At 57.0% G+C, this 20582-nt stretch carries 14 protein-coding genes; 6 read left to right on the forward strand and 8 right to left on the reverse strand.

All coding sequences use genetic code 11. The features are described 5' to 3' along the window. Positions 1 to 15: 15 nt before the first annotated feature. The 6 genes from ACQKLP_RS14455 to ACQKLP_RS14480 all read right to left on the reverse strand — a co-directional run bounded on the left by ACQKLP_RS14455 (position 16) and on the right by ACQKLP_RS14480 (position 11008). Positions 16 to 1098, reverse strand: a complete 1083-nt coding sequence (locus ACQKLP_RS14455; RefSeq protein ID WP_427323451.1) for a serine hydrolase domain-containing protein — start codon at positions 1096 to 1098, stop codon at positions 16 to 18. 237 nt (positions 1099 to 1335) lie between these two features. Next, on the reverse strand, positions 1336 to 3366 hold the full coding sequence (locus ACQKLP_RS14460; RefSeq protein ID WP_427323452.1) for a heavy metal translocating P-type ATPase: 2031 nt from the start codon (positions 3364 to 3366) through the stop codon (positions 1336 to 1338). 41 nt (positions 3367 to 3407) lie between these two features. Then, positions 3408 to 4691, reverse strand: a complete 1284-nt coding sequence (locus ACQKLP_RS14465) for an efflux RND transporter periplasmic adaptor subunit (RefSeq protein ID WP_427323453.1) — start codon at positions 4689 to 4691, stop codon at positions 3408 to 3410. Between the two features lie 19 nt (positions 4692 to 4710). Then, the gene (locus ACQKLP_RS14470) at positions 4711 to 9033 is read right to left on the reverse strand and encodes a CusA/CzcA family heavy metal efflux RND transporter (RefSeq protein WP_427323454.1); all 4323 of its coding nucleotides are present in this window, start codon (positions 9031 to 9033) and stop codon (positions 4711 to 4713) included. 189 nt (positions 9034 to 9222) lie between these two features. Continuing rightward, a complete protein-coding gene (locus tag ACQKLP_RS14475) occupies positions 9223 to 9534 on the reverse strand; it encodes a DUF6660 family protein (RefSeq protein WP_427323455.1) in 312 nt (103 codons plus the stop codon). 70 nt (positions 9535 to 9604) lie between these two features. Next, complete coding sequence (locus tag ACQKLP_RS14480) at positions 9605 to 11008, reverse strand: S41 family peptidase (RefSeq protein WP_427323456.1); 1404 nt, start codon at positions 11006 to 11008, stop codon at positions 9605 to 9607. Positions 11009 to 11273: 265 nt separating this feature from the next. Here ACQKLP_RS14480 and ACQKLP_RS14485 point away from each other — a divergent pair, with 265 nt between their 5' ends. The 6 genes from ACQKLP_RS14485 (at position 11274) to ACQKLP_RS14510 (ending at position 16453) form a co-directional block, all read left to right on the forward strand. Beyond that, the gene (locus ACQKLP_RS14485; protein ID WP_427323457.1) at positions 11274 to 12164 is read left to right on the forward strand and encodes a lysophospholipid acyltransferase family protein; all 891 of its coding nucleotides are present in this window, start codon (positions 11274 to 11276) and stop codon (positions 12162 to 12164) included. Between the two features lie 9 nt (positions 12165 to 12173). Next, on the forward strand, positions 12174 to 13193 hold the full coding sequence (locus tag ACQKLP_RS14490; protein ID WP_427323458.1) for a fatty acid desaturase family protein: 1020 nt from the start codon (positions 12174 to 12176) through the stop codon (positions 13191 to 13193). A 155-nt stretch (positions 13194 to 13348) separates the two neighbouring features. After that, positions 13349 to 13858 carry a VOC family protein gene (locus ACQKLP_RS14495; RefSeq protein WP_427323459.1) on the forward strand — a complete coding sequence of 170 codons (510 nt, stop codon included), beginning with the start codon at positions 13349 to 13351 and terminating at the stop codon, positions 13856 to 13858. Positions 13859 to 13901: 43 nt separating this feature from the next. Continuing rightward, a complete protein-coding gene (locus tag ACQKLP_RS14500; protein ID WP_427323460.1) occupies positions 13902 to 14813 on the forward strand; it encodes a helix-turn-helix domain-containing protein in 912 nt (303 codons plus the stop codon). 67 nt (positions 14814 to 14880) lie between these two features. Then, on the forward strand, positions 14881 to 15798 hold the full coding sequence (locus tag ACQKLP_RS14505; protein WP_427323461.1) for an alpha/beta hydrolase: 918 nt from the start codon (positions 14881 to 14883) through the stop codon (positions 15796 to 15798). A gap of 73 nt (positions 15799 to 15871) precedes the next feature. Next, on the forward strand, positions 15872 to 16453 hold the full coding sequence (locus ACQKLP_RS14510) for an NADPH-dependent FMN reductase (RefSeq protein WP_427323462.1): 582 nt from the start codon (positions 15872 to 15874) through the stop codon (positions 16451 to 16453). A 24-nt stretch (positions 16454 to 16477) separates the two neighbouring features. On the opposite strand, the gene ACQKLP_RS14515 is transcribed toward ACQKLP_RS14510, so the two are convergent. Both ACQKLP_RS14515 and ACQKLP_RS14520 read right to left on the reverse strand, forming a co-directional pair. After that, positions 16478 to 18916, reverse strand: a complete 2439-nt coding sequence (locus ACQKLP_RS14515; RefSeq protein ID WP_427323463.1) for a T9SS type A sorting domain-containing protein — start codon at positions 18914 to 18916, stop codon at positions 16478 to 16480. A 166-nt stretch (positions 18917 to 19082) separates the two neighbouring features. Beyond that, positions 19083 to 20576, reverse strand: coding sequence for a PLP-dependent aminotransferase family protein (locus ACQKLP_RS14520; RefSeq protein WP_427323464.1), 1494 nt, complete (start codon positions 20574 to 20576; stop codon positions 19083 to 19085). Positions 20577 to 20582 lie beyond the last annotated feature (6 nt).

Genomic DNA, 20582 nt, shown 5'->3' on the forward strand with positions numbered 1-20582 from the left:
TTAGTGTCGGATATGTTACGGACGGGCCTTTTCAGTCACCAAGGCTACAAGTTCCTTCTCAAGGTCTTTGCGGTTGGCGAGACTGTTCGTGAGGATGATAAAGCCGGATTTCAGGGTTGGGAAGCAGTCCAGCGAACTGCGGGAGCCGCCTGTTCCCCCGGCATGTTCAAGCATGGGGTGGCCATCCGGCGAAGTGGGCAGGAACCAGTTCAAACCCAGGCTTTCCTTTTCAGATGTATAAGTGGGTTGATGGGACAGCGCGATGGCCGGGGAAGCAGCCGTATTGTTGGCCTGCAGGTACGCCATCATATCGCGGATGGTGGAACGGAGCGATCCCATAGCCGGCAGGTACGCCATATCCCACAGGGGCACCGTTTCCCGGCGGTCGTTGTGCGGCCATGCGATGGCGCTGGCGGGAACGCCCGTTACGTCGATGCGGGTGCTTTTCATGCCGAGCGGCTGCAGGATGTTTTTCGACACCAGCGCAAACCAGGATTGGCCATAGGCGTCTTCCAGCATTGTTCCCAGTAAAGCGACGCCCATGTTGGAATAGGAAGATATTTTCCCGGGGAACGTATCCATCTTCATCGCGTGAAGGCCTTCGTACAGCATGGCGCGGGTATAGTCGTGCAGGGGATTGAGGGAATCATATGCGGGCCGGTCCCACAGGTTGCGGAAAATCCGCGTTACGCCGGCCGTATGATTACTGAGGTCCCTCACCCGGATGGGGACTCCCTCGAAGGCCAGGTTGGGCCATTGGCCGGGGAGGTATTTGCGGATATCGTCTTCCAGCCCCAATTTCCCGTCCAGCACCGCTTGTGCCAGCAGAATGCCGGTAAAGGTCTTGGTGATGGAACCGATTTCATAGATCGTATTTTCCGTGGGAAGCTCGTGATTACCCACTTTGGTTTCACCGTAATTGTAGAAATAGGGTTTATCGTTGATGAGGATGCCCAGAGAAAGCCCCACCGCCCGCTCATCCTTCAAATACCGCTGTACGCGCTGGTCCACCGCGGAATCCAACCCCGAGCGCATCGGGTTGTCCGACGCAAAACGGGGCGCCTGGGCAAGGGCGGGATGGGTCAGCCATAATATCATCACCGTCACAAACATGGGCCGAAAACAGGAGAAAAACATAGGGATTTTTGGGATGAAGATGCAGTGCGGCTTGATTTGCACAGGCATTCCCGGCAAATTATGTCCCATCAAGATAATTATCCTTAAAAAAAGTAGGTTGACGGTATTTTCCTTCGTCTCTTGTTCGTTTCTCGTTCGTTCCTCCTATAGTCAACGCAGGAAAAATCTCCTTTTATTGCTACGTGTACCGTGCAGCTGCTATTTCGGCTGACTTTCCGGCCCATGTTGGCCCCACTTGTAAGCCAGCAGCCGCAGCGCATTGAACACCACCACCAGCGTAGACCCTTCGTGCGCGATCACTGCCGGGCCGATAGACGCGATGTCCAGGATCGTGAGCGGGATCAACACCGCCACCACGCCAAGGCTGATCACCAGGTTCTGCCGGATGATCTTGCGGGCCTGGCGGCTCAGCCCGATCGCGAAGGGCAGGAGCGAGAGCTTGTCGCCCATGAGCGCAATGTCTGCCGTTTCCAGCGCCACATCGCTGCCCGCGGCACCCATGGCAATGCCCACCGTACTTTTCGCCATGGCGGGCGCGTCGTTCACGCCGTCGCCGACCATCGCTATCTTACTTTCGTCATTCGTCAGTTGCTGGATCACTTCCACTTTCTGCTCGGGCAACAGGTTGGCATATACGTCCGTCACGCCCACAGCTTCCGCCACCGCCTTTGCAACTTCCCCGTTATCGCCCGTGAGCATGGCCATCCGGCGGATACCTGCGGCCTTGAGCGCCTGCAGCGCCTGCCGGGCTTCCGGGCGCGGGGTGTCCATCACCGCGATCATGCCGATGTATTCCCGGTTGCGGCGCACCAGCATCGTTGTATTCCCTTCCTTTTCGGAAGCGGAGACCTTCTCCGCGACGGATGCGCCGGGCGGGGCATCGTCGAGCGACTGGAACAGCGCCATGTTGCCCATATAGATCGCATCATCGCCCAGGGCGGCTTTGATCCCTTTGCCCAGTACGGCTTCCAGGTCGTGCGCGGGTGGGATCGGTTCATCCATCAGCCGTTCCCGTCCGTCCCGCGAAATCGCCTTTGCGATGGGGTGATCGCTGAGGGATTCTACGGCCACCACGATCTTCAGCAATTCCGTTTCGGACATGCCCGTCAGCGGAACGATCTTCGTCAGTTTGGGTTTGCCTTCCGTGAGCGTGCCGGTCTTATCGAAAGCCAGCACTTCCAGGGCGCCGAGGTCTTCCAATGGCCCGCCGCCCTTGATCAGCACGCCGGCTTTCGCCGCGCGCGCCACGCCGCTGAGCACGGCGCTGGGCGTGGAAATGGCCAGGGCACAGGGGCTTGCGGCCACGAGCACCGACATGGCACGGTAGAAGCTTTTGCTGAAGGGCTCGTCGACTACCAGGTACGCGAAGCAAAGCGCCGTTACGAGGATGAGGACGGCAGGCACGAAGAATCTCTCGAATGTATCGGTGAACAGCTGCGTGGGGGATTTTTGCGATTGCGTTTCATTGACGAGCCTGATCAGCCGCGATAGCGTAGAATCCGCCGCCAGCTTCGTCACTTTCACTTCCAGCAGCTCGTTGCCGTTGATGGTGCCCGCAAATACCTTGTATTCCGCGTCCAGCGAAGCCGCCTTTTCGACGGGCATCTCCGGGTCGGGCGCGGCTTTCTTGTCTACCGGCATGCTTTCGCCGGTAATGGGCGCCTGGTTCACGCTGCTGCTGCCTTTTACGATGAACCCGTCTGCGGAGATCTTCGTATTCGGGCGCACCACGATCACGTCTCCCAGTTTCAGTTCATGGATCGGCACTTCCTTCGTATCCCCGTTTTGTTTTAGCAGCGCCGTTTTAGGCGCCAGGTCAGACAATGCGGCGATGGATTTGCGGGCGCGCTCCATGGCAAAATGTTCCAGCGCATGCCCGAGGCTGAACAGGAACAGCAGCAAGGCGCCTTCGGCCCAACTGCCCAGGAATCCCGCGCCGGCGGCGGCTACCAGCATGAGAAAATCGATCTCGAACTTCCCTTTGGCGATGGTCTGCACGGCTTCTTTCGCGGTATAGAAACCGCCGAAGAAATACGCGCCAATATATAGCACCATCGGCACTAAATCCGGAGCGTTCCCAAACCGCGACAATACGAAGCCGATCCCCAGCAGCGCCCCGCAAAGCAGGGAGAAGATCAGTTCCGTGTTCTTCCCGAATGCCCCGCCATGCGAGTGCCCTTCGTGCGATTCTTCCTTAGCCGCTACGGCAGCCGGTTTCGATTCATTCATGGGATTTGCTGTTAAAGTCATGTAATCCGGGAAGCCACGCGCTAGTGCGCATGGGCTTCTCCCTTGTTCGTCATTTTCGCCAGCACGAAAAACGCGCCTTTCACGACGATTTTCGCGTTGGCGGGGATTTCCTTCAGCAGGGTAATTTCCGTATAACCGATGTCTGTAGTGCCTTTCACGACGGGTATCTTCTCGAACGTAAGGCCATCGCCGGTGGCGGCGGGCTTTTCCTCTTTATGGTCGTGCGCTTCGCCTTCGCCGTGCGAATGCCCGTGGTCTTTTTCGTCGTGATGCTCATCTTCCGTGTGCGCATCCGTCACGATGAAAACGAAATCCTGTCCCTGGTGGTTCACGATCGCTTCCGTAGGCACGGCCGGCACGCTGGCTTTTTCGAGGCTGATGATGGCGGTAATGCTCATCCCGTCTATCAATCCGGTTTTGTCGCCTTTCACCTTCGCGTGAACGGACACCGCTTTCGCTTCGCCTTCGAACGTAGAGCCGAGCGAGAAGATTTCCGCGTCGTATTCCTTTCCGGGGTTGTTCGTCAGCGTGAAATGGATCACCTGGCCGTTGCGGAGCTTCGACAGGTCTTTTTCATACACGAACAGATCGAGGTGCAGCTGGCTGTTGTCGACGATATCCGCGATGGGCGACGTCAGGTCCACATAACTGCCCATCTGCACCCCCACGCTGCTCACTACGCCGCTGATGGGGCTGCGCACCGCCAGTTCCGACACCAGTTTCCCGTTGGAGATTGCCGAAGGTTCGATGCCCATCATCCGGAGCTGCTGGCCCAGGTTCGATTGCTGGGTTTGCAGGGTTTTGAGCTCCGCTTCCGCCGCCTGGAGGTTCTTCAGCGCACCGGCGTTACCGGCCGTCAGTTCGCGCTGCCGGTTCAATTCCTGCTCCGCCAGTTTGATCCGCGTCTGCACTGTCAGGTATTCACTTTGTGATTGTGCGAAGGCAGGGTTGCCGATGGTGGCGATGACCTGTCCTTTTTTCACCGGATTCCCCGGCTGCACGAGCAGCGAACGGATGACGCCGCTGTACAGGGAATTGACGATGGCCTTGTTCTGGTTCGGAACGCGCAGCACGCCGTTCGTTTTCAGGGATGCCGTGAGCTGTTTGGTTTCCAGCGAACCGGTGGTCAGCCCGATGGATTTGACCTGTTCCGCCGTAAACGAAACGGTATTGGGATTTTCGTGTGCATGTTCTTCGTGTTCGCCCGCAGTTTCCTTTTCCGCTTCCTTTTTAGGGGAAGGCGAACAGGCGGCGAGCCACAGGGCGCCAGCGCAAAGCAGGGAGATAATGATTTTGCTGCTCATAGTTTGCAAGCTTGAATATTTACAGATTATTGAAGTAGTTGTACTGGATAACGGCCTGGTTGTAGCTGTTGAGCACGTCCAGGTAGTTTTGGCGGATGGTGATGGCCTGCGTCATGAACTGCGAAAGTTCCGCGAAGCTGATCTCACCCGAACGGTACGCGAGAGTAGCGGCGCCGATGATCTGATCGGCCTGCTTCAGCCCGGAGGCTTCGTAGAACGCCAGCATACGCCCGTTTTTCTCGACGGCTTTCATCATTTGCGCCTGCTGCGTCGTAAACACCTGCCGGTCGTATTCCAGCTGTTTCTGCTGCACATCCGCCTCTGCACGGGCTGCGCGCACCTTGTTGCGATACGCGCCCATGCCGAAAAGCGGCACAGAAGCCGTCACCGAAAAACCGCTGAACGGATCGTTCACGCCATACAACCGTTGACTGAAGAACCTGCCGGAAAACTCCGGCCTGTTCTCGTTTTTCGCCACCGCCACACCGGCCGACGCGATGTTCACGTTCTGCTGTTGCAGCGCCAGCGTGGGATGCAGGCTGTCGGAGCCCGGCACCGCGTAAGTAAACGCCAGTTTCTCCAGCGGCTGCGCCACGGGAAGGATGGACTCGCCGGTATTCAGTAGCTGCCGGAGCGATTGCTGCTGGATCGTGATATCGTCTTTCACCTGCGCCAGTTGTGCCTGCAGCTCGCGCAGCTTCGCCTGCGCGGAAATACTGTCCAGCCCCGGGTTCTCACCGGCTTTCACGCGGAGCACGGCGGCGTCGGACATGGATTTGTAGATGCTGTCGAGCTGGTGGAAGAGGTTTTCCTTGTCGCTGAGGTACCAAAGCTGATAATATACCTGCCGGATGTCGCGCTTCACGGAGATGTCCAGCAATGCGCCGTTGGCCTGGAAGTACCGCGCCTGTTCGGCATATAGCTGCTTCTGGGCCTTGTAAAGCCCTGGCCAGGCGATGGCCTGGGTAATGCCGACTTTCAGGATACCGGTATGGTCTGTGGGCCGGAGGTCTTCATTCTCCGCGAAAACGCCCGTTTTAGGCAGCATCCCGGCGGATTTGACCTGCACGTTGGCTTTATTGAGCTGTGCGGCGTTGATGCCGAATTGCTGGTTCTGCTGCGCCATTCCCATCACTTCACCGATCCCCATCCGTTTACCGGGATCCTGGGCGGATGCGCCCCGCGGGAACATCAACAGCCCCAGCACCGCGATGGTGGCCACGGCAGAAGGGAGCTTCCACTTCCAGCTGCCGGAAAAGAGGATGTACAACAAAGGTAACACCACTAATGTGAGGAAAGTAGCGGTAACGAGGCCGCCGATCACTACCGTCGCCAAAGGCCGCTGCACTTCCGCGCCCGCGCCCCTCGACAATGCCATCGGTAAAAACCCGAACGAGGCTACCATGGCGGTCATCAGCACCGGCCGCAACCGGATCTTCGTGCCCTCGATCACTCGTTTCACCACATCGGAAACGCCTTCCTTTTCCAGCTGGTTGAACGTACTGATCAGCACGATCCCGTTCAGCACCGCCACACCGAACAATGCAATAAACCCTACACCGGCGGAAATACTAAACGGCATCCCGCGCAGCAGCAACGCGAACACGCCGCCGATGGCACTCATGGGGATGGCCGTGAAAATCAGCACCGATTCCTTTACGGAGCGGAACGTAAAATATAATAACATAAATATCAATGCCAATGCGATCGGCACGGCGATCATCAACCGGCCGGAAGCTTCCTGCAGGTTTTCGAACGTGCCGCCGTAAGTATAATAGTACCCCTCGGGCAGGATATTCGCTGCGGCCAGCTTTTGCTGGATTTCCTTTACAACGCTCTGTACATCGCGGTCGCGCACGTTGAAGCCCACTACGATCCGCCGGCGGCCTTCTTCGCGGCTGATCTGCGCCGGGCCTTCGCGGAACGAAATATCCGCCAGCTGCGAGAGCGGCACCTGGTTGTTGTTGGGCAAGGGCACAAAGAGATCGCGCACATCGTCGATGGAAGAGCGGCTGGCACTGTCGAGCCGCACCACGAGATCGAATTTCCTTTCGTTCTCGAAAACCACGCCCGCCGTTTCACCGGCAAATGCGGTGCGGACGGTCTGGTTGATATCGGCGATGTTCATCCCGTACGCCGCGATCTTGGCACGGTCGTACTGAACGGTGATCTGCGGCAGTCCGGTCGTTTTCTCGACCTGGGGCTCGGTAGCACCGCGTACCGATTGCACTACCTGCGCCACCCGGGGCGCCAGGGCGGCGAGGGTATCGATGTTCTCGCCGAAGATCTTTACCGCCACGTCTTGCCGGACGCCCGTCATCAGTTCGTTGAACCGCATCTGGATGGGCTGGTTGTATTCGAAGAACACGCCGGGAATCACTTCCAGCTTTTCGAGCATCGCTTCTGCGAGGCCTTCGTAGGTTTTGGCGGTCGTCCATTCGGATTTGGGCTTGAGGAGGATCATCACGTCCGTGGCTTCGGGCGGCATGGGATCGGTGGGCACTTCGGCGCTGCCGGTTTTGCCCACCACCATTTTCACTTCGGGGAACTGGCGGACGATGCGGCTCGCCTGCATGGAGGTTTCGATGCTTTGCGACAGCGATGTTCCCTGCGGCAGGATGCAATGGAAAGCGAAATCGCCTTCTTCGAGCTGCGGGATGAACTCGCCGCCCATCCGGTTGAAAAGCATGACCGTCAATATGAATACAGCTACCGTTACCGCTACCACGGCCACTTTGAAGCGGATCGCCCAATCGAGGACGGGCCGGTACAACCGGTGGAAGAAGTCCATCATCCGGTCGGAGAAATTCTTCTTGCGGGATAATTGTTTGGGAAGGATGAGGGCGCTCATCATGGGGATGTAGGTCAGGGAAAGGATGAGCGCGCCGAGGATGGCGAAGGCCACGGTTTGCGCCATCGGCTTGAACATCTTGCCCTCGATGCCCACCAGCGTGAGGATCGGGATGTAAACGATCATGATGATGATTTCCCCGAAAGCCGCGCTGTTCCTGATTTTGGAGGCAGACACGAATACTTCCTCGTCCATTTCCGCCTGGGTGAGGCGGTGGGTGGTTTTGCGAAGGCCGAGGTGATGGAGGGTCGCTTCCACGATGATCACCGCTCCGTCTACGATCAACCCGAAATCGATCGCGCCGAGGCTCATGAGGTTGGCGCTCACCCCGAAAAGCCGCATCATGCCCAGGGCGAACAACATTGCCAGCGGGATGGCCGACGCTACGATAATGCCCGCCCTGAAATTACCCAGGAACAGCACCAGCACGAATATCACGATCAACGCCCCTTCGATGAGGTTGGTCTTCACCGTGCTGATGGCGCGGTCTACCAGGTCTGTCCGGTCGAGGAAAGCCTCCACCACCACATCGTCCGGCAATGATTTCTGGATGGTGACGAGTTTCTCCTTCACACGGTTCACCACTTCGGCGCTGTTGGCGTCTTTCAGCATCATGACGATGCCGCCGACCACTTCCTTCTCGCCGTTGTACGTCACGGAGCCGTACCGGATGGCGCTGCCGAGCTTCACTTCCGCCACGTCGCGCACCAGCACGGGAATACCGTTGACGGTTTTCACGACGATGTTGCGGATGTCTTCCATATTGCCCACCAGCCCGATGCCGCGGATGAAATAGGCGCTGGGCTTCTTATCGATATAGGCGCCGCCGGTATTTTCGTTGTTTTTGGCCAGTGCGTTGAAGATCTCGGCGATGGTGACGTTCATGCCTTTCAGCTTCGCCGGGTTCACGGACACTTCGTACTGCTTGAGCATCCCGCCGAAGCTGTTCACTTCCGCAACGCCCCTGGTGCCGTAGAGCTGGCGCGCCACGATCCAGTCCTGCATCGTGCGCAGGTCCATGGCCGAGTATTTGTTTTCCGACCCTTTTTTGGGGTGCAGGATATATTGATAGACTTCTCCCAGGCCCGTGCTTACCGGCGCCAGTTCCGGGGAACCGATGCCTTTGGGGATATTTTCTTCCGCCTCTTTCAATCTTTCGCCGATGAGCTGCCGCGCGAAATAAATATCGACTTCATCGTCGAAAACGACCGTCACCACCGAAAGCCCGAACCGCGAAATGGAGCGCATCTCCACCAGGTCGGGGAGGTTGGCCAGGCTCTGTTCGATAGGATAGGTCACCAGTTGTTCGGTTTCCTGGGCGGCGAGAGTAGGGGTTTGGGTGATGATCTGCACCTGGTTGTTGGTGATGTCTGGCACGGCATCCACCGGCAGGTGCATCGCGCTCCAGGTGCCCCAGGCTACCAGCGCCAGCGTGAACAGGCCAATGATGAGCTTGTTCTTTATACTGAAATGGATAATTCTGTTGAGCATAGTCAATAAATCGATGAATAAAACGGGGTACGCAGCGGCATCCGGTCAAAGATCGAAGCACATCCCTGCGCAAACGGGCACCAACGTCACGGAAAGCTAACGCCAAAACAAAGTTTTCACTTCGAAAGTTGACGGATACACGATCACACATTGCCGGTGCCGGCAAATACAAACTTGTTGGTTAGAAAATTAAACCTGGGGAGGTTGCCAAACTGCCGGGGAAACATCGGTAATGATGCCGGCGGGCATTTCGGAGTAGTGAAAAGCGGAATGGTCGGATTGAACGGGGATCAGATACCCCATCGGCAGAATGACGGACGCCGCACAGCAACCGCAGGCGCAGAGCGGCGAGCAGAAGTCCATATGCTCGTGGTGCTCCGTTCCCGCATCCGCCAGCTGATAACCGCTGGACTCAGTCACATGGCCGGCCAGCTCGTCGCTGCAGGTAGTGGTACTGAATGCCAGGATCACGATGCTCAATATGAGGGCGATGATTCTCACTGGAACAAAAGTAACGCAAATTGCCAAGGGATGACTGATTATTATAATAACATTGTTGCAATTTTAACGCTCACCGCTGCGGTGCGGACGCCGTTGTCCCGGTTTCCTGTTTGTCGAGAATTCGTTTGATGAGCTGCGCCTTATCGCCGGTCAACGGAATGGGCAGATCGGGCACAAGCAGATTGTGCTCCGTTTCCCCGCTGGGCCGCAGCCACCTTTTCACGCCGAAGAGCAGCCGTACTTTGGTATTTGGCAGTTCTGTATTGTACATTTCCCCGAATTTGTTGGGATGCCCGAGCGTAGGCGTTTCCCCAACGATCGTGGCCAGCTGGTTGTCTTTGATGATCGTCGCGAACATCATGGCGCTGCTGAAAGTGCCGTTGCCTACCACGATGAACACCTTGCCGGCAAAGCGTCCCGGCCTTTCCCCGGGCCTGACGTTATCTCCGCCCATATGGATCAGGTCGCCTTCTTTGGCGGCCTTGTAATAGTCGGGCGCATCCATGCCCCAGGATTTCAGGAGCTTGATGTAAGATTCGCTCCGCCTGAAATCTACACTGTACCCGCGGTACGGTTTTCCGCTGAACCCGTCGATGAGCATGTTGCCTACGACCGACTGTCCACCGCTGTTTTTGCTCACATCGATGAAAAGGTATTTCGGGGCATCGGCTTTCACTTGTTCGTATATCGTATCGATCCGGCGCTGGACGGCGTCGAGGTCCTGGTGCGGGACGTTGAAGGAACAGGCATTGATGTACCCGGCGTCGCCGATCTTTTCATAATACACATAATCCTTGCATTCCACGTTCCATCCGGATTGCCGGTCGAGCTCGGCTTTCCAGGTACTTGCGGAAACCCCGGCCAGGCGGACCGTTTTCCCGTTCCGGGTCGTTATTTTAAAATGGAAGCGGGCGTCGGGGAGCGTCCAGGTGTAGAGGTAGCCGAATTGTTTGAGGGCTTTTTCCAACCGCTGTTCGGGATACCCGGAAGCATAGCCGGCGGAACGTTCCACCAGTTTATCGATGTCAATGAGGTCTATTTGGGTGATGAGGTCTCCGGATTGAAGGGGGCTTCCTTCATTGAGTATCTTATCGATCCGGTAATTTTTCCCGTCGAAGGCCAGGGTGATGGGCAGAAATGCGCCGCCGCTCCGGTAGGGCGTTTCCAGCAGGTTGTCGGGCAAAGATACCTGGGCGTGCTCGTCGCACAGCCGGGCGAAAAGCGGTTTTATCTTCTTCATGAAGGCCGTGGCGGTGAGGGAATCCGTCAGGCTGTTATCGATCTCCGTGAAAAGCCGTTCATATGCGGCCTTGTCGATTTCCGTGTAAGGATATGCGTGCACGTTATAAATCTGTTGTTTGACGTACGCGAGATCGTCGCGGAGCTGGCGGGGAGAAAGTTTAGCGTCTTGCTGGCCGAAAGCGTGGAATGCCGCGAGCAGTAAAGAGAACAGGGAGTATCCTAATTTTTTCATGATCTGGAAAGGCGAATAGCTAAAAATAATTTTTTTTTGGATAGGGGCCGGATCAAAAATATCCGTTATCATACTAGACAAATTGAAAATATCCGGCGGTAGCGAAGGTGTAAACGCAATAAATGTTGCAATTATTACACGTCGAAATCCGTGATTTGTACAATTTTAACACAATATTATCATGTCTATCACACGAAAGTATTACTTAATTCAGTTTAAGGGAGGTAATTTCACAATTTAATCGCAACCTACAACTTGTGCCATTTTGAGTATTCTTCTCTACTACCTTTTATTGCCGGTGGTTTACTTCATCAGTATCCTTCCGTTTCCGCTCCTTTACGGTTTGTCAGACGTATTTTTCTGTCTGCTGTACTACGTAGTGGGTTATCGTAAGAAAGTTGTGCTGCAAAACCTGGCGAATTCCTTTCCGGACAAATCGCCGGAAGAGCGCGCCCGGATCTGTCGTGATTTCTATCGTTATTTCTGCGACCTTTTCCTGGAGACCTTCAAAACCCTGACCATCAGTAAAGCCGCCATGTTGCGCCATTGTGCGCTCACGCCCGAAACCGTTGCGCTGTTCAAGCGGCTGCATGCCGAAGGCAAGAGCGTGGTACTGGTAATGGGGCATAAGGGCAATTGGGAATGGGCGGGCAATTCGTTCAGCATTTTGTGCCCGCAGCAGTTGTACGTAGTGTACCATCCGCTGGCCAACAAGCATTATGACGGTTTGATGTACAGGATGCGCACGCGCTTCGGCACCAAGCTCATCGCCATGCAGGACACTTTCCGCGAAATGGTGAAACTCCGGGGAGAAATCAACGCCACGGCGCTGATCGCCGACCAAAGCCCCAGGCCGGACACTGCCCAGTGGGTGAATTTCCTGCACCAGGACACGCCGGTGTTCACGGGCACGGAAAGGATCGCGTCGAAAATGAATTACCAGGTGGTATATGTGTCCGTTACCCGGACCAAACGCGGTTACTATTCCGTATCCGCTGAAGTTTTGGTGGAATCTCCCGCGCAGGAGGCGCCGGGAAACATCACCACGCTTCATACCGCACGGCTGGAAGCCGACATCGTTGACCAGCCCGCCACCTGGCTCTGGTCGCACCGCCGCTGGAAACACAAGAGAAAACCGGAACCCGCCACAGTTTAAAATATCGTGATGTTAGAAGGAAAACAACTTATTTTGGCCACCAAGCCTTTTGCCCAGGAAAAACGTGCCCTCAGCTGGTGGTACACTTTGTCTACGCTATGCCTGCTCATTGCCTCGCTCGCCGCTACCGTTGCGGTGCCGTGGCTGGGTCTGCGGATCGCGTTCAGTGTACTTTCTGGCCTGCTGATCGTCCGGATGTTCGTTATTTATCACGATTACCAGCACCATTCCATTTTAAAGAACAGCCCGGCGGCCAACGCCATCATGACCATTTTCGGTATTTATATTCTCGCCCCTTCCAGCATCTGGAAGCGGTCCCACGATTACCATCACCAGCATAATTCAAAACTCTATAGCGCCAGCATCGGTTCTTACCCCATCGCTACGATCGACGGGTTCCTGGCCATGAGCCGCGGCGAGCGCCGGATGTACCTGTTTACGCGCCACCCCCTCACCATCCTGTTCGGTTACCTGTTCATGTTCATCATCGGGATGTGCGTGAATTCGTTCTTCGCCAGTCCCCGCCGCCATTACGATGCCCTCATCGCGCTGGTGGCGCATATGGCCCTGACGGTCGCGGTAATTTTGACGGCTGGCTGGCTCACATGGCTGCTCCTGGTACTGGCACCCGTTTTCATCGCCTGCGCGATCGGGACTTACCTTTTCTATGCGCAACATAATTTCCCCGGTGTGGTCTTCAATACGAAAGAAGAATGGTGCTACGACGATGCGGCATTGCTGTCGTCCAGCCACATGGTGATGAGCCCCGTCATGGCCTGGTTTACCGGTAACATCGGCCTCCATCACATCCACCACCTCAACGCCCGGATACCTTTTTACCGTTTGCCGGAAGCTTACGCAAAGATCCCCGAGCTGCAGGCAGCCACCACTACCACTTTATGGCCGAAAGATGTCCGTGCCTGTCTCCGGTTGAAAGTCTGGGACCCGAAAACCCGGATGATGACGGGCGTGAAGGCGCTTCGCAAAGACGAGGCATACGCCGCAAGGTTCCGTCCTTCCGCGGTGTAGGTGAACTTTTATCGTAAAAAGCCACGCCGGTCCCCAGGGCCCGCGTGGCTTTGCTGTTTTCCCTCCGGCGCAAACTGCCTACGGATTGGCGTAAAAGCACAGTGGAATTGCCCCCGGGCCGCGTTACATTTGCCAATACACCAAACCCGACGATCATGCATGCAATGCCCTCAATGCTCGCCAAACTGGAATTCGCGCAGGTAGGCTGGGTGGTCCCCGACATCCGGAAAGCGGCGGATTTCCTGTCGAAAACCCTCGGGACCACGGGCTTTCCGCCACCGGAGCACTTCCGCGCGCAGGACCTGGGAATGACGTATTACGGCCGCAACGTTGCGGCCGACTGGCTGACCACGCAAACCTATAACGGCGGGGCTTTCATCGAGCTTATCCAGCCGCTGACCGGCCAGAGCATGTTCCACGACTACCTCGCCCGCCATCCCGAAGGCGGCACCCAGCACATGGCTTTCCGCCTGCCCGTCAGTGAATTCGGGCAGGTTGCCGGGGAATTACGGGCGCAGGGGTTTGCAGTTATCAGCGAAGTGGACCATCCGATCGCCCGCATGGCCTTTTTCGATACTTACCAAACGCTGGGCGTGGCTACGGAGATCATGGGGATCACGCCGGAAGGATGGGAGGCGGTCCGGCAGATGGAAGGAAAACGGTAACATGCCATAATTGCTGTAATATTGGAAACAGAACGCCCCCTCCATGTATATCACCCGATTGCCCGATCATACCGACCCTCAGTTCGACGAAGCCGCGCATTTCGCGCGGTTCCGGAAATACAACATGGTGTTCAGCGCCGAAAGCCACGATGCGCACTGCGATGAGCACGTTGGCTGTCTTTCCGTGAAAACGCTCCTCCATGGCGCCGAAACGTATGGGATCGACGGGCGGCAGGTGACCGTCCGCCCGGGGCAATTCCTCATCCTGAATAACGACCAGCCGTATTCCTGCCGCATCTCCGGGCCGGGAGCCGCACATGCATTGTCGGTTTTCTTTAAAAGCGATTTCGCGGCCGCAGTGCTGACAGCCGCCATGCACACGGAGGCGTACCTGCTCGACGAGCCATTCTTCCCCGATAGCGTGCTGCCTTCGTTCTTCCAACACCTCCACGATACGACGCCGGTAATCCAGCATCGCCTGCAACGGCTTGTCCACTCACTGGAAACGCAGGGGTATGTGGCCGCGATGGTCGACGAACAACTCGTTTTCCTCCTGCACGATCTTGCCGGTGTGCAACTGGCAGACCGCAGGCTGACGCACGATGTACAGGCACTGAAGCCCGCTACGCGGCAAGCGCTTTTCCGGCGGCTGTGCGTGGCCAGAGACGTTTTGCATAGTGCGTTCAATGAACCGCTCGACCTGGAGCGCCTGGGCAGGGAGGCTTGTCTTTCCGTTCCGCAGCTCGTGCGGCAGTTCAAATCCGTATTCCGGTGCTCGCCATACCAATATCTCGTTCGCGTGCGGCTGGAACAGGCGGCGCAGCAGTTGCGGCAGGGAAGCCAACCAGTGCAGGACATCGCCTGGCAATGCGGGTTCGGGAATGCGGCCGCGTTTGGCCGGGCGTTCAAAGCCAGGTACGGCGTACCGCCAATGGCTTACCGGCAGCAACATTGAAAAATTGAGCATTTCTGCATATTGCCCTTCGCCTGCTTTGGGTAGATTTGGGTGTTAAACGTGCGCAATGTTACAAAAGACCTTCATCGCCCTTTCCCTTGCTTTTTCGCTGCAACACGCCACCGCGCAGGATATCCCGCTGTACGAGGGCGCCATTCCCAATGCGAGGCCCGCGCCGGAAGGGTATGTTGAAAAGGACAGCCTAGGACGGATTTTCATGGTCACGAAGCCGGTATTAATTCCTTTCTTTCCGCCTGAAGGGAAGGCCAATGGTACGGCAGTGCTCATTTTCCCGGGGGGCGGGTACTTTCTGCTGTCGATGCCTGCCTGCGAAGAAATAGCGCGGGCGCTGGCGGATTCGGGCATTACGGCCTTCATCGTCAAATACCGGTTGCCGAGTGATGTGATCATGGAGGATAAATCGGTCGGGCCCTTGCAGGACGCGCTGTCTGCCATCCGGCTCGTGCGCCGGCGGGCGGCAGAGTGGGGGATTGATCCGCATAGGGTAGGATTGATGGGCCTTTCCGCCGGAGGGCACCTGGCATCCATGGCTGCTACCCAGCAAGAGAGGACAATTATTCCCAACCCGGAAAACACCGATCTACGTCCGGATTTCCTGGCGCTGCTGTATCCCGTCATCATCTACGATCCCGCTGTTCCCCGTACCCGGGAAAACCTAATCGGTAAAAATCCTTCCGCCGAAACCCTCCGCCAATACAGTACCGATCAATCCGTTTCCTCCAAAACGCCGCCCGCATTCCTCGTGCATGCGGCAGACGACAGCGTGATCCCGCTCCAAAACACGCTCGCGTTCTTCAACGCTTTGATGCGACACAACGTCAAAACGGAACTGCACGTCCTCCAAACCGGCGACCATGGCTTTGCCCTGACCGATCTCCCCAGCGGCGGCAACTGGTTCCAAATGTTCCAAAGCTGGCTCCGGGAAAACGGCTGGCTGAGCACATCCGGGAACAGCCGTCCGTAAATGGGAATGCTTTGTTCAATGCCGCAGGTGAAAGACGCGGATGTACAAGGGGACGAGACCAATGGAAACCGCCATGAAATCACCTATCTTCAGCAAAATTTTTACCCTGCTGATGGCCATCAACATCCTTGCGATATCGGGCAGTACCCGGTTTCAATCCACCAATCATACGCTCATAGACATCATCGCGGCGATGTACGCCGGGCAAGCGGAGGTCATGCATTTCGACGGACTTTCCCAGCTGCCGCATTTCAACCCGGACGACGACAACGATACGCCGCCGCCCACCGTAACCGCCTTCCGCGAACTCCTGCGCACGGCCGACGGCATTCTCATCTGCACGCCGGAATACGCCATGGGCGTGCCTGGCAGTCTCAAAAACGCGCTCGACTGGGTGGTTTCTTCCATGGAAATGTCCAAAAAGCCCGTTGCCCTCATCACGGCATCGTCTATGGGCGAACTGGCGCACCAATCGCTCACGGGCACGTTGCGGGTGATCGAAGCCGATTTGCCGGATGCCTCGCGCCTGCTGGTCCCTTTCGTGAAAGCGAAAGTCCGCGATGGCGCTATCGTAGACGCACCTACGCTGGAAAGCGTGAAAAGCGTCATGGAATCCCTGCTGCGGGGGATCGTATCATCGCGCAGCAAGCCGTAAAAGCGCATTCAATCGCCCCATCCACTACATCTTCACGATCTTTTTCACTTCGAAGATTTTACCCGCCGAAACATCGAATATTTGCAGGAAATACATCCCCGGCGGCAAAACCAAACCGGTAACCGCAACGGTGGATTGGCCCTGCACGGTTTTACGGTACACCAGTTGCCCCGCGGTATTGTGGACCGACAGCTGGTAGCGCCTGTCCGCATCCAGCCCCTGCACATTAAACTGTCCGGCAAACGGATTGGGCCATACCTTCAGCTCCGGCGAGGCTTTCTGTTCCCCGTGCGCCAGCGCCTGCGTTTCCACGAGCGGCACCACGTTGAAACGGACCATCGTCGCCGCCGAATCCAGCGGATGCCGGAAAGTGACGCGCAAATAATGCAATCCCGGGCTATACGCGGATGGTGTAATGGTAAACGTGCTATCGGCACTCACCGGCAGCTCCTTCGAGCCATCGAGCGTCACCGTCACCACAGTGCGCCATTTCGGAGGCGGCAGGTTCATGATGCGGATTTTGTCTGACGGAACATTGGCCGCATAATTCGAATCGAGCCCGGCGATGCGCGGCGGATATTTAAGATCGGGATAGGTGATGAAAGTGATCGCAGAGACGTTGGAAAACCCGGTGCCGCTCGTGCCCCGCCACTTCAGGGTGTCCGCACCGATCATGTTGAAAATCGGCTCGTATCGCAGGCTGTCCAGCTCATGGCGCTTCAGCCTGCTGCCTTTGGTAACACGGCGCCCGTCGGGCCGGTAAACGGTGCCCCAGGGCACCCTTTCCGTGATTTCGATTTCGGAAAGCTGGCCGGGGCCATCTGCCGGACCGGTGTACAAATCGGTGAAATCCTTTACCGTGAAGTAATGCGGCGTGTTGAAGTATACCTGAACGTTGGCGTTCTTTGCTTCGTAACGGTTACTGGCGGCCGTATCCAGCACATACAACGCATTCATGAATGAAACGTACCATCGCCCCCCGTCTTTGTAAAATCGCCTGTAGCCCATGCCCAACGGCCGCGGCGCACCGTTAAACGGTATGTATTCCAGCAACTGGCCCGTACCCACCAGTACACCGCCCTTGCCGATCGCCAGCGGCGAGCCCGTGCACCCGGGATAGATGTTGCGGATAGTGTCTCCCGGCATTTTGAGATAAACGCCCACCGGCCGTTTTTCCGGTTCGATGGATTTATAGTTGGCCCAGGCCAGCCGGCCACTGTCGAGCGCGATGTGGTTGGGGGTGAACCACGACATATAATCACCGCGATGGAGCAGCGGCGCGGAACCGTTATTGTACAACCGCAGGAAATTGGCACCGGTGATGGTGGTGCTGTAAAACGCGATCTGCCGGCGGTCCTGGACCATCCATTGCGTAAAATTATTGTTGATCCGGTCGGTGTATAATGGTACAGATGCGTCGTTTTCATACCGATACAGCGTTTGGTCGCGCAGGGCGTAGACAACGCTGCCGTCTTCCCCCACATGGAACGCGGAGGCGCCCACGGCCACCAGGCGCACCGGGGCATTCATTCCGGGTTGATAATACAGGGAATCGTATGAGGGAGACACCCACGCGATCGCGTTGCCGCCCGAAGAAATGGATTTCGGGGCATGGGCGATCAACTGGGCCGTTCCTCCGGTTTTCCAGGCGAAAAGGGCGTTGGGGAAACCGGCGCGGAAGTAAGCCCCGTCTGCCGTAAGCCACGCTTGCTGGCCGGAGGAAGACTCCAGGTTATAGGGCTGCGACGCGATTTGGCCGCTTGCCGTGTCGATGATATGGACCTTTTCGTTTTTCGTCAGGAGGATTTTCCCGTGGCCGATTTGATGGATGTCGGCACCGAGAGGCGCACTGTAAACCAACCGGAAACCCGCACTGGTATTGAGACTGTAGGGGAGATCGGCGCTTCCCTGCTGGCCGAGCGAATCCGTCGCCGAAACGCTGAGCTGTGTAGTCAGTATCGCCGCATCGATCGTAGTGTCGATTTGCGCGCCGCTGAACCGGTGGATCTGGCCATTGAACCGCAACTGCATCTCCGAAACCGGCCCATTATCGGCCGCCCGCGCCCTGATCCTCAGCATGGGCCGCGCAATGCCGGTGGTAACGGCGGAGTCGAAAACGATCTGTGGACGGGGATCGTACAACACGGTCACCACTGTATCATGCACATGCTGACCGGCGTCCCTGGCCTGGATGCGGATGGGAATATTGCCCGGTACGGCATTTACCAGCCGAAGCGTTCCCGCATATGAAAAATTGCTGCCGGGTACGAGCGTATCGGTTTTCCCGCCGGCGGTTGCGGTAATGGAAACAATGGCACCTCCGGCAGAGGAGGCGGTCCCCGCCACGAAGATGTCAGCGTCGACGATTTGTCCGCCGGCCGGCGCCGAAACGGTCAGTTTGATCTGGGCAAAGGAAAGATGGCAGCCGGCAACCAGCAGCAACAGCGCGTAGATTTTTTTCATAAGGGAAGAGGTTAATCATGGTTTTCAAATCGGATATGGAAACGGATCCTGGTCGCAACAAAGGTACCCCGGCAAACCGATGCCGGGAATTACTGGAACCAGTAACTTTAAGCGGGGATACGCGATTTCGCACGCGTTCCAACTGGTTTCCGTCGTGCAGGCAGCCTCATGACCCGGCCAGGATGGAATATATCCCGTCCACCGCCTTTTCCAGCTCCTCCTCGTTCATCGACGCGAAACCGAAGCGGAAAGCGTTCTCCCGGGCATACACCCCCTTGATATGCAGCAGCGGCGAACGTTCCAGGGCAGTTACCGGGAACGCCGGGAGCAACCGCACCCAGATCGCCATGCCGCCCGTCGGCAACGTGTAATCCAGGAACCGGCCCAGTTTTTGCGCCATCGATCCATCCAGGAAATCCCTGCGCTGGTGATAGATCTTCCGCGCACGCTTCAGGTGCCGGCTCAGTTCCCCGTCCATCATCAAGCCCGCCAGCGCATTCTGCATGTAACTGTCGTTCCCCACGTCGATGATCATACGCAGCGCCGCGCACTGCTCAATGAAGTTCTTTGGCGCGATCATGAATCCGATCCGGATAGACGGCCCCAGGATTTTGGAAAACGACCCGATATAGATCACGTTGCCCTGGTGCCCGGCGCTCGCCAGCGGCAGGTATGGCGCGGAAGTATAGTGGTACTCGAAATCGTAATCATCTTCGATGATGGTAAAGTTGAATTGGCGGGACAGCTCCAGCAGCTTCATCCGCCTTTCCACGCTCAGCGTCACCGTTGTCGGGTAATGGTGGTGGGGGATGACGTACACCGCCGCTATTTTTTTCTGTTGACAGATGCGCCCGATCGCTTCCGTGTCGATGCCGTTTTCATCGACGTCCACTTCCAGGATATTGGCGCCAGTAACGCCAAAAGCCATATTGGCGACAGGATATCCCGGCTTCCCGACGATCACGTTGGAACCTGCGCCCAGCAACAATTGCGCGGACAGGTAAATGCTCATCTGCGCGCCGTGCGTGACGAGGATATTGTCTATCGAAATATGCAGCCCGCGGCTTTCCGAAAGGTATTTGACCATTTCTTCGCGCAGCAGGTGCGTGCCCTGCGCGGAACCGACGTTCGCGCTTTTGACCGCATACCGCCGCGTGGTGTAGGCGCGGTAGGTTTTGAGGAGGGGATCGATGGGAGAGAGCCGGATGTCGGGATGCCCGTCGTCTATCACCAGCTCCGGCACCGCGGCGCCCGTTTCCACGTTGTTTGCTTCGGCGACCGTTCTGAACGGCAATTCGAAAGGGCGCTGGTACCCTTCGCGGACTTCGTCCGTTTTCCAGTTGGCGGGCTCCAGTTCGGGGATGTGCTCCGAAACGGTGATCCGCTTACGTGGCACCACTGTGATCCATTCCTGGGCAGACAGCTCTTCGTACGCCGCCACCACCGTTTTCCGGTGAACACCGAGGTCTTTGGCCAGTTCGCGGCTCCCCGGCAAGGGGGCGCTGGCTTTTAACGTGCCGTTCCGCACCGCCATGATGATAGACACGGCGATCTGCCGGTAAACCGGCGTATTGCTTTCCTTGTTGATTGAAATGAGATGGGCTACCGGGATCATCTGGACTACCTGATACTTGAAATCTGGCCCCCAAATATAGTCCAATTACTC

The sequence above is a fragment of the Chitinophaga sp. NPDC101104 genome (genome assembly GCF_050277495.1).
Classification (GTDB): domain Bacteria; phylum Bacteroidota; class Bacteroidia; order Chitinophagales; family Chitinophagaceae; genus Chitinophaga.